Here is a 14339-nt window from a genome sequence, read left to right as displayed (position 1 = left end):
CTGCGCTTATCCGACCTACGAAACTGGCGGATGAACAGACTTCTGTTCATCCGCCTTTTTTACGCCACCGTAAAGCCAAGCATCATGCCGGTATCTTCATGCTCCAGAAGATGGCAGTGCGCCATATACGCCTGCTCTTTAGAAGCCGCATGATCGAACTTCACCAACACTTCACTGCGCCCACCTTCCACGCGAACAGTGTCTTTCCAGCCTTGCCGATGTTTTTCAACCGGCTTACCGTTTTCGCTCAAAATACGGAACTGCGTACCGTGAATATGGAATGGGTGAAGCATCATGTCGCCCTCACCGGAAATCGTCCATTTCTCGTATTTGCCTTTTTCAGCCGCAAAGGCTGGCGTGTTCATATCAAATGCTTTGCCGTTAATCTTGTTGGCATTATGGAAATCGAAGCCCTGCTTGCCGTGGTTCATTCCGCCATGGTTCATCTTCCCATGATCCATCTGGCCCATATTACCCATGTTGCCATGCCCGGCCATGTTCATACCCGCCATTGCCTGCTGACCATATTTATCCATCAGCGCCTGCATCCCCATCATATCTAGCATCGGGTCCATCATCAGTTGCAGCCAGCGCTCGGTGATCCCTTCAATATTTGGCAGAGCCGGGACGGTAACCAATTTGTCTGGCATTTCGCCGGACGCCGCAATAATCAGTGGCTGAATGTGCACAACGGGCTGGGGTTTGTCGAAAGGCTCAACCGTCATACCCATTTGTTTGACTGGCAGCGTGACGATATCAAACGCTTTACCGTCGCTCGTATCCACCAGCACTTCGAAACGCTCGCCCATCAGCATTGGGATTTCAGTGACTTTCACTGGCTCCGCGAGTAAGCCACCATCACTGCCAATCACGTATAGCGGGCGGTTATCGCTAGCTGCAATATTGAGCGAACGCGCGTTACAGCCATTGAGTAAACGTAAACGCAGCCAACCACGCGGGTTGGCATGTTGAGGATAAACCGCGCCATTGCACAGCAGAGTGTCACCAAACCAACCTACTGCAGCACTCATCACGTCTAGCTGATAATCAATTTGCCCATCGGCAGCAAAGCGTTTGTCCTGGATAATCAGCGGGACATCATCGATACCCCACTGTTTTGGTAAGCGTAGCGCGCGACTTTCTTTATCATCGATTAATACCAACCCTGCGAGTCCCATCGCAACCTGATGGCCTGTTTTGCCATGCTGATGTGGGTGGAACCAACACGTTGCAGCGCGTTGTTGCGGAGTAAATTTCACGGAGCGTTTACCACCTGCGGCAATTACGCCTTGTGGCCCACCGTCAACATCACCGGGAACTTCTAAACCATGCCAGTGAACCGTGGTTTCTTCTGCGAGGTTATTATTAATCTCAACGGTGACCTCTTCGCCCTGAGTCAGTTGCAAAGCAGGTCCTAGCAAGTTGCCGTTATAGCCCCAGGTCGTTGCAGTTTTTCCATTGAATGTGCTTTTGCCCGCTTGCACAGCTAAACGAATGCTATTCTTTGCATCAGGGGCGAGAATTCCGGGGATCGGTAGTGCGGGTCTATCAGCGGCCAGTGCCGCTTTACTCCAGAGCGGTAAGGCGCTAAACGCACCAATGGCAGCAGAATATTTTAAAAAATCACGGCGATGCATATTCAATTCCTTTAGGTTGCAGGCGTGCCATTAAGCATAAACCCTGCCCTTACAGGAAGGTCAAGTTTAGAGCAGATAATAATTCTCGTCGTGTCTCATTTAACTGTGTTACCGTTTCGTATCTGATAAAAAGTGGTAGATGTGATGAAGATGGGAGTTAGGGCGTTAATGCTGGGTTTGTTGCTGGCTTTTTCCACCAGCAGTCAGGCACTTAGCGAGTCTGAAGCAGAAGATATGGCCGATCTTACTGCGGTATTTGTGTTCCTGAAAAATGATTGTGGCTACCAAAACCTGCCTAACGGACAAATTCGCCGCGCATTGGTCTTTTTTGCCCAGCAAAACCAGTGGGATTTGAGCAACTACGACACCTTCAACATGAAGGCGCTTGGCGAAGATAGCTATCGTGATTTAAGCGGTATTGCCATTCCGACTGCCAAGAAATGCAAATCCCTTGCCCGGGACTCGCTCAGCTTGCTCGCCTACGTGAAATAGCCCGAACTTCCACAGCCCTTTGCGGAAAGTTATGCCGTCCCAAAAGTCGTCACACAGGCTTTTGGGACACTGCTTTGAAAACAAGCTATCGGTTCTGTGCGATAAACTCTCGGTATGCGTTCACAACCTGCATAAAATCCTCGACGCCGCAGAATGACAAACTCTCTTCATCGTAGTAGTTCATCCCTTCTTCCATTTCATCACCTGAAATTTCCAGCTGATTAGCGCGAATCATCACTTCTTCACCATCGAGCAACACAGTGTATTCATGCCCGACACGTTGCCACTGGCGTTCACTGCCTTTGACTGAGTTTGCCGCTTCTTCTACTTCATCCAGCAAGCCGAGATTATCTTTCACTTCTTCGTTAAACCAATGGCCCACGACTTCATGACCCATCGACATACGCACTTTCACCAAACCGGTGACATCGCGCAAAAATTCATATTCCATGGTGTTTTCCTCTACCCTGCCCGGGGAAATGCAGTACCCCTTAGCGTATAGAGTAAGTATCGCAGCAAAGTCGTCGAAAAACAGCGTTCAGGCACGAGCGTGGCAAATAAAAAGGGAGGCCTAAGCCTCCCTTGTCGCAGATTGGGTAAATGTTATACCGCAGTCTGGAAAATCACGCCGTCAGCTTTCTCGGTGTACTGAGAAAGTTTGTCGAAGTTCAGGTAACGGTAAGTATCAACCGCCGTCTTATCGACCTGCGCCATAAAGGTCTGGTACTCGTCAGGCGTTGGCAGTTTGCCCAGCAGTGATGCCACTGCTGCCAGTTCTGCGGAAGCCAGGAACACGTTCGCACCAGTGCCTAAACGGTTAGGGAAGTTACGGGTAGACGTTGAAACCACGGTTGAACCGTCTGCCACACGCGCCTGGTTACCCATGCACAGTGAACAGCCTGGGATTTCGATACGCGCACCGCTCTTACCAAATACGCTGTAGTAGCCTTCTTCAGTCAACTGAGCGGCATCCATACGCGTTGGTGGCGCAACCCACAGGCGAGTTGGCAACTGGCCTTTGTGGCTATCGAGCAGTTTACCCGCCGCACGGAAGTGGCCGATGTTGGTCATGCAAGAACCGATAAATACTTCATCGATTTTCTCGCCGGCGACATCAGACAGCAGACGCGCGTCATCAGGATCGTTTGGCGCACAAAGAATTGGCTCTTTGATGTCATTCAGATCGATTTCGATGATCTCTGCGTATTCCGCATCAGCATCGGCTTCGAGTAACTGAGGATCGGCCAGCCATTTTTCCATGCCCTGGATACGGCGCTCAAGCGTACGACGATCGCCGTAACCTTCTGCGATCATCCACTTCAGGAGCACAATGTTAGAGCTCAGATACTCTTCGATCGGCTCGCGATCCAACTTGATGGTGCAACCAGCAGCTGAACGCTCAGCGGAAGCATCGGTCAGCTCAAACGCTTGCTCTACTTTCAGCGTTGGCAGACCTTCGATTTCAAGGATGCGGCCAGAGAAAATGTTTTTCTTACCTTTCTTCTCAACAGTCAGCAGGCCTTGTTTAATCGCATAAAGCGGAATGGCATGAACCAAGTCGCGCAGAGTAATACCCGGCTGCATTTTACCTTTAAAGCGCACCAGAACAGACTCAGGCATATCCAGTGGCATCACACCCGTTGCCGCAGCAAACGCCACCAGGCCAGAACCCGCAGGGAAGGAGATCCCAATTGGGAAACGGGTATGCGAGTCACCGCCAGTCCCGACGGTATCCGGCAGCAGCATACGGTTCAGCCACGAGTGGATAACACCATCGCCTGGACGCAGCGAGACGCCGCCACGGTTCATAATGAAGTCAGGCAGTGTATGGTGAGTATTAACATCCACCGGCTTTGGATAAGCCGCAGTATGGCAGAAGGACTGCATTACCAGGTCAGCTGAGAAGCCCAGGCATGCGAGGTCTTTCAGCTCATCACGGGTCATTGGACCGGTGGTGTCCTGAGAACCAACAGAAGTCATTTTTGGTTCGCAATACTGGTTAGGACGAATGCCTTCCACGCCACAAGCGCGGCCAACCATTTTCTGCGCCAGAGAGAAGCCGCGAGTACTGGCTACTACATCTTTAGCCTGAACAAACACTTCGCTACGTGGCAAATCCAGCGCTTCACGCGCTTTAGTCGTCAGACCGCGACCAATGATCAACGGAATACGGCCACCAGCACGGACTTCGTCCAGCAACACGTCAGTTTTCAGCTCAAAGTTAGCGATAACTTCGTTGGTTTCGTGGTTACGCACTTCGCCTTTGTATGGATAGATGTCAATAACATCGCCCATATTCAGGTCGTTTACGTCAACTTCGATTGGCAGCGCACCGGCATCTTCCATAGTGTTAAAGAAGATTGGCGCGATTTTGCCACCAAGCACCACACCGCCGCCGCGCTTGTTCGGCACGTTCGGGATGTCATCGCCCATGAACCACAGCACGGAGTTAGTCGCAGATTTACGCGAAGAACCGGTACCAACAACGTCGCCCACATAAGCCAGAGGGAAACCTTTTTTGTTCAGCGCTTCGATCTGTTTGATTGGGCCAACACTACCAGGTTGATCCGGCTCGATACCTTCGCGGGCGTTTTTCAGCATCGCTAATGCGTGCAGAGGGATATCCGGGCGTGACCAGGCATCTGGAGCTGGAGACAAGTCATCGGTATTCGTTTCGCCGGTGACTTTAAATACGGTAACAGTGATTTTCTCAGCCAGTTTTGGACGAGACAGGAACCACTCGGCATCAGCCCACGATTTCAGCACTTTTTGCGCGTGAACGTTACCCGCTTTAGCTTTCTCTTCTACGTCGTAGAAGTTATCGAACATCAGCAGCGTGTGAGACAGCGCTTTGCCCGCAATCGCGGCCAGCTTTTCGTTATCCAGCGCGTCAATCAGCGGATGAATGTTGTAGCCGCCTTGCATAGTGCCAAGCAGTTCTACAGCTTTCTCAGGGGAGATTAACGGAGAAGTGGCTTCACCTTTGGTGATAGCAGCCAGGAAACCGGCTTTAACGTAGGCGGCTTCATCAACGCCTGGCGGAACACGATTGGTAATAAGATCTAAAAGGAATTGTTCTTCACCCGCTGGCGGGGATTTCAGCAGCTCGACCAGTGCGGCCATTTGGGATGCTTCTAAAGGTTTTGGAACAATCCCATCTGCAGCACGTTCGGCTACGTGCTTACGGTATTCTTCTAGCACGACGGTTCTCCTCGCTCTCATTGTCATTTCGGTTCCGGCTATTCTCTTCACGCTCCTGTGAGACAGCAGTTTGTAGGGTAAATGCCCGGTACCGCGACGGGCAGCATAGCAGGATTTTCAGGGGGGGTGAATGTGTTTACAAAAAAGCAACATTAAATACTTGCTGAATCGTTAAGGGCAAAATGAGAGGGTTTTGTAAGGTGGATAAGCAGCGTCATCCACCATTTACACAGAATAAATAAGAAGAGTTACAGTTGTTCGCCGTTAGTCTTAATCACCTGCTGATACCAGGCGAAAGATTTCTTGCGGCTGCGCTCAAGCGTTCCGTTACCTTCGTTATCTTTATCCACGTAGATCAAGCCATAACGCTTTTTCATCTCACCGGTTCCTGCAGAAACCAGGTCGATACATCCCCACGGGGTGTAACCCATAAGGTCAACGCCGTCCTCAACTACCGCTTTTTTCATCTCGGCGATATGAGCAGACATATAGTCGATGCGGTACTGATCATCCACCACGCCATCGCTTCCCTGAACATCAATCGCTCCAAAGCCATTTTCAACGATAAACAACGGCAGTTGATAATGATCCCAGAACCAGTTCAGTGAGTAGCGAAGCCCTACCGGATCAATCTGCCAACCCCAGTCTGATTTTTTAACGTGCGGATTTGAAACCAGGCTTTTGGATTCGTCGTAATCCAGCTGCGGGTTGTCGTCGGTGGCTTTGGTGGCAAACGACATGTAGTAGCTGAAACCAATGTAATCGACGCAGCCCTGTTTCAGATCTGCGAGGTCTTCATCGGTGATATCCAGCTCGAAACCACGGCGTTCAAAATAATTGAGCAGATGTTTAGGATACGTGCCGCGCACGTGAACGTCAGTAAACCAGTAACGACGGTGCATGGCGTTCATCGCCATCATCATATCGTTAGGCGCACAGCTCAATGGGTAGATTGGGCACATGGCGATCATGCAGCCAACCAGCATATTGGGATTGATCTCACGCGCTGCTTTCACGGCCAGCGCGCTGGCGACCAGCTCGTAGTGCGCGGCCTGGAACATCACCGGCTCACGATCTTCGCCCGGTTCATACTTCAGGCCAGAGTTGGTAAACGGTGCAAAGTCTTCGTGGAAGTTAGCCTGGTTGTTGATCTCGTTAAAGGTCATCCAGTACTTCACTTTGTGCTGGTAACGAGTGAATACCACTTTGGCAAAACGCACGAAGAAGTCTATAAGCTTACGGTTACGCCAGCCGCCGTATTCGGTCACTAAGTGATAAGGCATCTCGAAATGCGAAAGGGTAATCACCGGTTCGATACCGTGCTTCAGGCACTCATCGAACAAATCATCATAAAATCGCAGACCTGCTTCATTAGGCTCCAACTCATCACCAAGCGGGAAGATACGCGTCCAGGCAATCGAGGTGCGGAAACATTTAAAGCCCATCTCGGCAAACAGCTGAATATCGTCTTTATAGCGGTGGTAGAAATCTATCGCGTCGTGGTTAGGGTAATTTTTGCCCGGCAGCACGCCGTCGGTAATTTCGCGTGGCACACCGTGAGCGCCAGCAGTCATGACATCAGCAACGCTTATCCCCTTCCCGCCCTCTTTCCAGCCACCTTCCAGTTGATGAGCTGCAACCGCACCGCCCCACAGAAATCCATCTTTAAATCCGGACATATTCTTTCCCTCAATGAGAACGCACGAGTGTGAAGATGATGATGAAATCAATCTTATGAACCACCCGTTCAATTAGCAAACCTCAGCCCGCGGGGCCTTAAACCACTTTTGCACCTCTTAAAAGAGCCTAATCACGGGGGTTCTGAGCCTGCGCTCAGATCATCTTGCCAAGAGGTGCATTTATTATGGGATTTCTGAACAACTTTTTTACCAGGAAGTGTGATCGATGATCGCTATTAACGCCCCTGGAGGGGATTATTTTTCTGGCTGACTCATGCGACGAGGTAAGAAATATTTAACCTGGAACTCGAATACATTGGTATAGAGAATCGAATAATCGATGGGGTTATTACTCTCATCAATAGATTGCGTCTCCATTTTAATAATGGGATCACGGACGCTGATATGCAGCATTTTGGCGATGTCAGGGGAAGGCAGAACGGGTTGAAACGACTCGTAGCAGCCCTGAATAATGACGTTACATTCGTCTTCAATGTAGGAAAATTTTGATTTCTTCATGTGGTTTACCGTCAGATCGGGGAAGCGATTAACGGAAAGCCAGGTTTCCTCAAGTTGCATCGGCACATCATCAATGTGGCGTAAACGCTTGGAGTAATAGACCGGTTCACCCACTGCTAGCTGCAAGCGAGTGGCGATTTCCTCTGATGCTTCCAGCAACTCAAATCTCAGCACCTGACTAGTCGGTTTTTTCCCTTCGCTGCGGGCGATTTCCGTAAAGCTATCGAGATGGGTGACGAACGCCTGGAAATGCTTGTTGCGCAGATAAGTTCCGGAGCCATGTCTGCGCTCAACCAGCTCTTCCTGTTCGAGGACTTTTAGCGCCTTTCTCAATGTATTTCGCGAAACATTAAAGGACTCCGCCAGCTCCTTTTCAGAAGGGAGAATATCGCCAATGCTGTATGTCGGACTGCTAATTCTGTTTTTTAGTAAGTTAACCACATCTTTGTAAACCACTTTTGAACCTCCAGACCTACTCCAGGGAACATCACTTTCCCAATGCGCCTTCTGCGCAACTCGAAATAATATTTCACGATTTCGGACAAGATTCCCGGCAAGAATCACCGTTTAAGTCAAAAATTAAACTATCAGCTATCTATACTCGCCAGAATTGCCACTTCCCGGCACAGCTCTCTACTTCTGAATACCAGGAGAAGTTAAATGAAGTTGCCATTCAAGCCTCATATTCTTGCCATTATTTGCAGTGCCGGAATTCTAGCGGCGTCTGGTGTTCTGTATGTAAAAAGCCAGACGACGAGTGAACCGACTCCTGCGGCTCAGACTGTACAACCAGTTCCAGCAGCCCCAGTAACGCCAACTGCTCCAGCTCCGACTGCGACACCAGCGCCTGCGGCAACTACCGCATCAGTCGCACCACCAACTTACACTACGGCGCAGCTCGACCAATGGGTTGCACCGATTGCGCTCTATCCTGATCAACTTTTATCACAAGTCTTGATGGCGTCGACGTATCCCGCAAACGTAGTGCAGGCGGTGCAATGGTCACGTGATAATCCGAAGCAACAAGGTGACACCGCCATCCAGGCTGTCGCCAACCAGCCGTGGGACCCGAGTGTAAAATCTCTCGTGGCCTTCCCGCCGCTATTAGCTCTGATGGGTGAAAACCCGGAATGGGTGCAAAATCTGGGGGATGCATTTTTAGCGCAACCTAAAGATGTGATGGATTCAGTGCAGAAATTACGTTTGCTGGCACAACAAACTGGCTCATTGAAAACCACTCCACAGCAAACAGTCACTACTGCGCCAGTCACGGTTAACCAAAATACGACGGTGGCCGCGCCTGCCGGTAGCAGCTCATCTTCATCCAAAACCGTAGCAGCAGCACCAGCAGAAACAGTGATAAAAATCGAGCCGACCGATCCACAAGTGGTTTATGTTCCGAGCTATAACCCATCGACGGTATACGGTACCTGGCCGAACACCGCGTATCCACCGACCTATCTTCCGCCCCCTCCGGGAGAACAGTTCGGCAACAGTTTTGTCAATGGTCTGGGATTCAGCCTGGGTATTGCGACTACTTACGCTCTGTTTAGTAACCTGGACTGGGATGATGACGATTATCACCATGATTACCATGGTGGCGGCGGGTATGAGCGCAACGGCGACAATAACATCAACATTGACGTCAATAAATTCAACCGAATTTCCGGGCAAAACCTACAAGGTCGTAATGTGGGCTGGCAGCACAACCCGACTTATCGCAATGGCGTTCCGTATAACAACAGCAACGTTGCCCAGCGCTACCATCAGACCAACGTCGCAGGCGGTTTAAGTGCTACGCAAAGAAGCGCGCCCGTTAACCGTGATGCCCAGCGGCAAGCCGCAGCCACACAGTTACAGCAAAACAAAGGCAGAATTGATGCGGCAGCTCCGCAGTTGGCTTCCCGCGATGCGCAACGTAAGGCTTCATCGCAACAATTGAACCAGATAGCCCAACGCAACAACTACCGCGGTTATGATTCGCAAAATACGGATTCTCGCCGCAATGCAGCAAAACAACAGTTCAATCAATCCACCACTCAACAACAACGCCGGGACACCGCTAAAACTCAGTTGAATAACCCAACAGCGCAACAGCAGCAGCGTCGCGACAATGTGAAAGCGCAAGAGCAGCGCCAGACGTCGCAGCAGCAGCAACAGCGTCGCGAAACGGCTCAACAACACCGCAGCAGCAACAATCTCGGCCAGACACAGCGCGCGGCATCACGCCCGAACGCGTTTAGCGGGAATGACAGCCGCTCTCCTTCCTGGCAGGCGCAAAACCTGCGTGGGCAGCAAAGTTTGAATCGATCATCGGCAAACCGCGAACAACGTAGCGGGTCCAGAGAACGTAGCTCGGGTAGTCGTGAAATTCATCGCCGTTAATAAGGAGGCATCATGAAAAATCGTATGAAGTTAAGTGCATTAGTAATGCTTATGCTGCCTGCTTTTGTTCAGGCCCAACAGCAATTCACCACGCCTGAGCTTGCGGCCAACTCGTTTGCCAATGCTGTGATAAGCCAGGATGAAGCCGCGCTGACCGAGGTGCTGGGCGATAACTGGCGTCACTATCTGCCGGATGAAAAAGCCGACCCGGAAGCTGTCGCCCGTTTTGTTCGTGACTGGAAAGTGAGTCATAACATCGAGGAGAAAGGTGAAACGGCCCATTTGAACGTCGGGCAGGAAAACTGGCAGTTGCCGATCCCTATCGTGAAAACTGAAGCTGGCTGGCATTTCGATATGAAACGCGCCGCAGATGAAATACACACGCGTACCATCGGCCTTAACGAACTGTCCGCAATTCAGGCGATAAATGCCTATGTAGCGGCGCAGCAAGATTACTATCAGCTCGACCAACAATACGCACAGAAATTTGTCAGCAGCGAAGGTAAGAAAGATGGCTTGTACTGGCCGGCGACACCCGGTGAAGAGCCAAGCCCACTCGGCCCAAGCTTCAGCCCTGAGCAACCTGGTATGGGTTATCACGGCTATCATTTCCGCATACTGACCGCACAGGGGGCTCATGCTCCGGGGGGCGAAAAGAACTATATCACTGACGGGAAAATGGCTGATGGCTTTGCGTTAGTCGCCTGGCCTGTTGAATATGGCGAAACGGGGGTGACCACTTTTATGGTGAATAACCGGGGGCTGGTGTATCAGAAGGATTTGGGCGAGCAGACGGATGAAAAAGTGAAAGAGATAACACAGTTCAACCCAGATGAAAGCTGGCAGCAAGAGCAGCAATAACCCAATAAAAAAAGCGGCCTAAGCCGCTTTTTTCTTTACCTTCAGGCGATTACTTCTTCTTCGCTTTCGGGTTTGGCAGGTCGGTGATGCTACCTTCGAAGATCTCAGCAGCCAGACCAACAGACTCGTGCAGAGTCGGGTGCGCGTGGATGGTAAGCGCGATGTCTTCAGCGTCACAACCCATTTCGATAGCCAGACCGATTTCGCCCAACAGCTCGCCGCCGTTAGTCCCGACAATCGCACCACCGATAACACGGTGAGTTTCTTTGTCGAAAATCAGTTTGGTCATACCGTCTGCGCAATCAGAAGCGATAGCACGGCCAGAAGCAGCCCACGGGAAGGTGGCGGTTTCGTAGCTGATGCCTTTCTCTTTCGCTTCTTTCTCGGTCAGACCTACCCATGCAACTTCTGGTTCGGTGTACGCGATTGAAGGAATCACTTTCGGGTCGAAGTAGTGCTTCATGCCAGCGATAACTTCAGCGGCAACGTGGCCTTCGTGAACACCTTTGTGAGCAAGCATTGGCTGGCCGACGATATCGCCGATAGCGTAGATGTGCGGCACGTTAGTGCGCATTTGCTTGTCAGTACGGATGAAGCCACGGTCGTCAACTTCTACGCCAGCAGCACCCGCATCCAGCAGCTTACCGTTAGGTACGCGGCCGATAGCAACCAGAACCGCGTCGTAACGCTGTGGTTCAGCAGGAGCTTTTTTGCCTTCCATGGTGACGTAGATGCCATCTTCTTTGGCTTCAACGGCAGTCACTTTGGTTTCCAGCATCAGGTTGAACTGCTTGCTGATACGCTTGGTGAAGACTTTAACAACGTCTTTGTCGGCAGCCGGGATAACCTGGTCGAACATTTCAACCACGTCAATCTCTGAACCCAGCGCATGGTACACAGTACCCATTTCCAGACCGATGATACCGCCACCCATAACCAGCATGCGTTTTGGTACGGCTTTCAGTTCCAGTGCGTCGGTAGAATCCCATACGCGTGGATCTTCATGCGGAATGAATGGCAACTGAATCGGACGAGAACCTGCCGCGATAATTGCGTTATCAAAAGTGATAGTCGTTGGACCATTTTCACCTTCAACAACCAGGGTGTTAGCGCCGGTAAATTTACCCAGGCCAGTCACCACTTTAACTTTACGACCTTTTGCCATACCGGACAGGCCACCAGTCAACTGGTTGATAACCTTTTCTTTCCAGGTACGAATTTTGTCGATGTCAGTTTTCGGCTCGCCGAAAACGATGCCGTGCTCAGCCAAAGCTTTTGCTTCTTCGATAACTTTAGCAACGTGCAGCAAGGCTTTAGAAGGGATACAGCCAACGTTCAGACAAACACCACCAAGGGTGCTGTAACGCTCGACAATGATGGTCTCCAGACCTAAATCAGCGCAACGGAATGCAGCAGAATAACCTGCCGGGCCTGCCCCAAGTACGACGACCTGAGTTTTGATTTCAGTACTCATCATGACCTCTTAATTTATTTCCGGCGGTCCCTGGTCTTTAACGCCCATTGCCACCGGGACGTTCTATCCGCACGCAGTTTACAAAATTGTTAACAATTTTGAAACAACAAACGGCAAACGAATTGTCCTTTGCATCAGATAATCTCGAACTACATCACGAGATTATCAGAAAAAAGCCGACCGCAAGGCCGGCTTTTTGGCTTACATCACCAGGCGGCGAATGTCGGCCAGCGTGTTGTTGATGATGGTGATAAAGCGCGCACCATCAGCACCGTCGATCACGCGGTGGTCGAAGGAAAGAGACATTGGCATCATCAGACGCGGAGTGAACTCTTTACCATTCCAGACCGGCTCGATAGCAGACTTGGAGACACCGAGGATGGCCACTTCCGGCGCGTTAACGATTGGCGCGAAGTGAGTCGTCCCGATACCACCCAGGCTTGAAATGGTGAAGCAACCGCCCTGCATTTCGCCAGCAGTCAGCTTGCCATCGCGAGCTTTCTTAGAAATCGCCATCAGTTCACGGGACAGCTCAGAGATGCTCTTCTTGTTCACATCTTTGAATACCGGAACAACCAGACCGTTTGGCGTATCAACCGCCACACCGATGTTGATGTATTTCTTCAGCGTCAGCTTCTGGCCGTCTTCAGACAGAGAACTGTTGAAGCGTGGCATCTGCTCAAGAGCAGCAGCAACCGCTTTCATGATGAACACGACAGGCGTGAACTTCACATCCAGCTTACGCTTGGCAGCTTCGTCGTTCTGCTGCTTACGGAACGCTTCCAGATCGGTGATATCAGTTTTGTCGAAGTGCGTAACGTGCGGGATCATCACCCAGTTACGGCTCAGGTTCGCACCAGAGATTTTCTGGATACGGCCCAGTTCAACTTCTTCGATTTCGCCGAACTTGCTGAAATCAACTTTCGGCCATGGCAGCATGCCAGGCAGACCGCCGCCGGTAGCCGCAGCTGGTGCAGATTCTGCACGCTTAACCGCGTCTTTCACGTAAGCCTGAACGTCTTCGCGCAGGATACGACCTTTACGGCCTGTCCCTTTCACTTTCGCCAGGTTCACACCGAACTCACGCGCCAGGCGGCGAATCAGTGGTGTGGCATGAACGTATGCGTCGTTTTCAGCGAATTCAGTTTTGCCTTCCGCTTTCGCAGGAGCCGCAGCTGGTTTTTGCGCCGTAGCCGCAGGAGCCGGAGCTGCTGCTTCTTGCTTAGCGGCAGGAGCTGGTGCAGCACCTTCCACTTCAAAGACCATAATCAGGGAACCGGTAGACACTTTGTCGCCAGTATTGATTTTGATTTCTTTAACAACACCCGCGAACGGAGCCGGGACTTCCATAGAAGCTTTGTCGCCTTCTACGGTGATCAGTGATTGTTCAGCGGCAACTTTATCGCCCACTTTAACCATCACTTCAGTCACTTCAACTTCGTCACCGCCGATATCCGGCACGTTCACTTCTTTCGAGCCAGATGCCGCTGGTGCCGCTGCCGGAGCCGCTTCTGCTTTGGCTTCGGTTGCAGCTGGCGCAGCGCCCGCTACTTCGAAGACCATAATCAGAGAACCGGTAGACACTTTGTCGCCTGTGTTGATTTTGATTTCTTTTACAACGCCTGCGAACGGTGCCGGGACTTCCATAGAAGCTTTGTCACCTTCAACGGTGATAAGACTTTGTTCTGCTTCTACTTTGTCGCCAACTTTAACCATAATCTCGGTAACTTCTACTTCGTCACCGCCGATGTCAGGCACGTTCACTTCTTTTGCTGCTGCGGCGGCTGCCGGAGCTGCTGCTGGCGCTGCTTCTTTCTTCTCTTCTGCCTGAGCAGGGGCAGCTTGCGCTGCACCTTCGGCGGATTCGAAAATCATAACCAGTTTGCCGGTTTCAACTTTGTCACCAACCGCAACTTTGATCTCTTTGACCACGCCTGCTTGCGGAGAGGGGACTTCCATTGAAGCCTTGTCACCTTCCACGGAGATGATGGACTGGTCAACTTCAACCTTGTCGCCCACTTTCACCATGATTTCGGTAACTTCAACTTCGTCTGCACCGATGTCCGGTACTTTGATTTCGATAGCCATTTT

General features: G+C 51.1%; 10 protein-coding genes. 3 read left to right on the top strand and 7 right to left on the bottom strand.

Annotated features, from left to right (window positions below):
- Positions 1-59: 59 nt before the first annotated feature.
- Positions 60-1637, bottom strand: coding sequence for a multicopper oxidase CueO (gene cueO, locus GC128_RS14895; protein ID WP_151994976.1), 1578 nt, complete (start codon positions 1635-1637; stop codon positions 60-62).
- 144 nt (positions 1638-1781) lie between these two features.
- Here cueO and GC128_RS14890 point away from each other — a divergent pair, with 144 nt between their 5' ends.
- Entirely contained in the window at positions 1782-2129 is a 348-nt protein-coding gene (locus GC128_RS14890) for a YacC family pilotin-like protein (RefSeq protein ID WP_134187024.1), read from the top strand.
- 85 nt (positions 2130-2214) lie between these two features.
- On the opposite strand, the gene yacL is transcribed toward GC128_RS14890, so the two are convergent.
- The 4 genes from yacL to GC128_RS14870 form a co-directional block, all read right to left on the bottom strand.
- Positions 2215-2580 carry a protein YacL gene (gene yacL, locus GC128_RS14885; protein ID WP_151994975.1) on the bottom strand — a complete coding sequence of 122 codons (366 nt, stop codon included), beginning with the start codon at positions 2578-2580 and terminating at the stop codon, positions 2215-2217.
- A gap of 152 nt (positions 2581-2732) precedes the next feature.
- On the bottom strand, positions 2733-5330 hold the full coding sequence (acnB, locus tag GC128_RS14880; RefSeq protein ID WP_151994974.1) for a bifunctional aconitate hydratase 2/2-methylisocitrate dehydratase: 2598 nt from the start codon (positions 5328-5330) through the stop codon (positions 2733-2735).
- Between the two features lie 248 nt (positions 5331-5578).
- Positions 5579-7009, bottom strand: coding sequence for a 6-phospho-beta-glucosidase (locus GC128_RS14875; RefSeq protein ID WP_151994973.1), 1431 nt, complete (start codon positions 7007-7009; stop codon positions 5579-5581).
- Between the two features lie 255 nt (positions 7010-7264).
- Positions 7265-7984, bottom strand: a complete 720-nt coding sequence (locus GC128_RS14870; RefSeq protein ID WP_151994972.1) for a GntR family transcriptional regulator — start codon at positions 7982-7984, stop codon at positions 7265-7267.
- A gap of 204 nt (positions 7985-8188) precedes the next feature.
- Here GC128_RS14870 and GC128_RS14865 point away from each other — a divergent pair, with 204 nt between their 5' ends.
- Together GC128_RS14865 and GC128_RS14860 are read left to right on the top strand one after the other, a co-directional pair.
- Positions 8189-9913 (top strand): DUF3300 domain-containing protein, encoded by a 1725-nt coding sequence (locus GC128_RS14865; protein WP_151994971.1) that lies wholly within the window; start codon positions 8189-8191, stop codon positions 9911-9913.
- Positions 9914-9925: 12 nt separating this feature from the next.
- Positions 9926-10774: a DUF2950 domain-containing protein gene (locus GC128_RS14860; protein WP_151994970.1), complete on the top strand. Its 849-nt coding sequence runs from the start codon at positions 9926-9928 to the stop codon at positions 10772-10774.
- A 49-nt stretch (positions 10775-10823) separates the two neighbouring features.
- Here GC128_RS14860 and lpdA read toward each other — a convergent pair whose 3' ends face one another.
- A complete protein-coding gene (gene lpdA / locus GC128_RS14855; RefSeq protein WP_034460910.1) occupies positions 10824-12248 on the bottom strand; it encodes a dihydrolipoyl dehydrogenase in 1425 nt (474 codons plus the stop codon).
- Positions 12249-12449: 201 nt separating this feature from the next.
- Positions 12450-14336, bottom strand: a complete 1887-nt coding sequence (aceF, locus tag GC128_RS14845) for a pyruvate dehydrogenase complex dihydrolipoyllysine-residue acetyltransferase (protein WP_151994968.1) — start codon at positions 14334-14336, stop codon at positions 12450-12452.
- Between the last annotated feature and the right edge of the window lie 3 nt (positions 14337-14339).

The sequence above is a fragment of the Buttiauxella massiliensis genome (assembly GCF_902500225.1).
Lineage (GTDB): Bacteria > Pseudomonadota > Gammaproteobacteria > Enterobacterales > Enterobacteriaceae > Buttiauxella > Buttiauxella massiliensis.
The sequence above is the reverse complement of the archived record's forward strand: the minus strand, read 5'-3'. Positions and strand labels throughout refer to the sequence as shown.

Coding starts and splice junctions, on each gene's coding strand:
- GC128_RS14890 (WP_134187024.1), top strand. CDS start 1,782: ATGAAGATGGGAGTTAGGGCGTTAATGCTGGGTTTGTTGCTGGCTTTT.
- lpdA (WP_034460910.1), bottom strand. CDS start 12,248: ATGAGTACTGAAATCAAAACTCAGGTCGTCGTACTTGGGGCAGGCCCG.
- yacL (WP_151994975.1), bottom strand. CDS start 2,580: ATGGAATATGAATTTTTGCGCGATGTCACCGGTTTGGTGAAAGTGCGT.
- cueO (WP_151994976.1), bottom strand. CDS start 1,637: ATGCATCGCCGTGATTTTTTAAAATATTCTGCTGCCATTGGTGCGTTT.
- GC128_RS14865 (WP_151994971.1), top strand. CDS start 8,189: ATGAAGTTGCCATTCAAGCCTCATATTCTTGCCATTATTTGCAGTGCC.
- GC128_RS14875 (WP_151994973.1), bottom strand. CDS start 7,009: ATGTCCGGATTTAAAGATGGATTTCTGTGGGGCGGTGCGGTTGCAGCT.
- GC128_RS14860 (WP_151994970.1), top strand. CDS start 9,926: ATGAAAAATCGTATGAAGTTAAGTGCATTAGTAATGCTTATGCTGCCT.
- aceF (WP_151994968.1), bottom strand. CDS start 14,336: ATGGCTATCGAAATCAAAGTACCGGACATCGGTGCAGACGAAGTTGAA.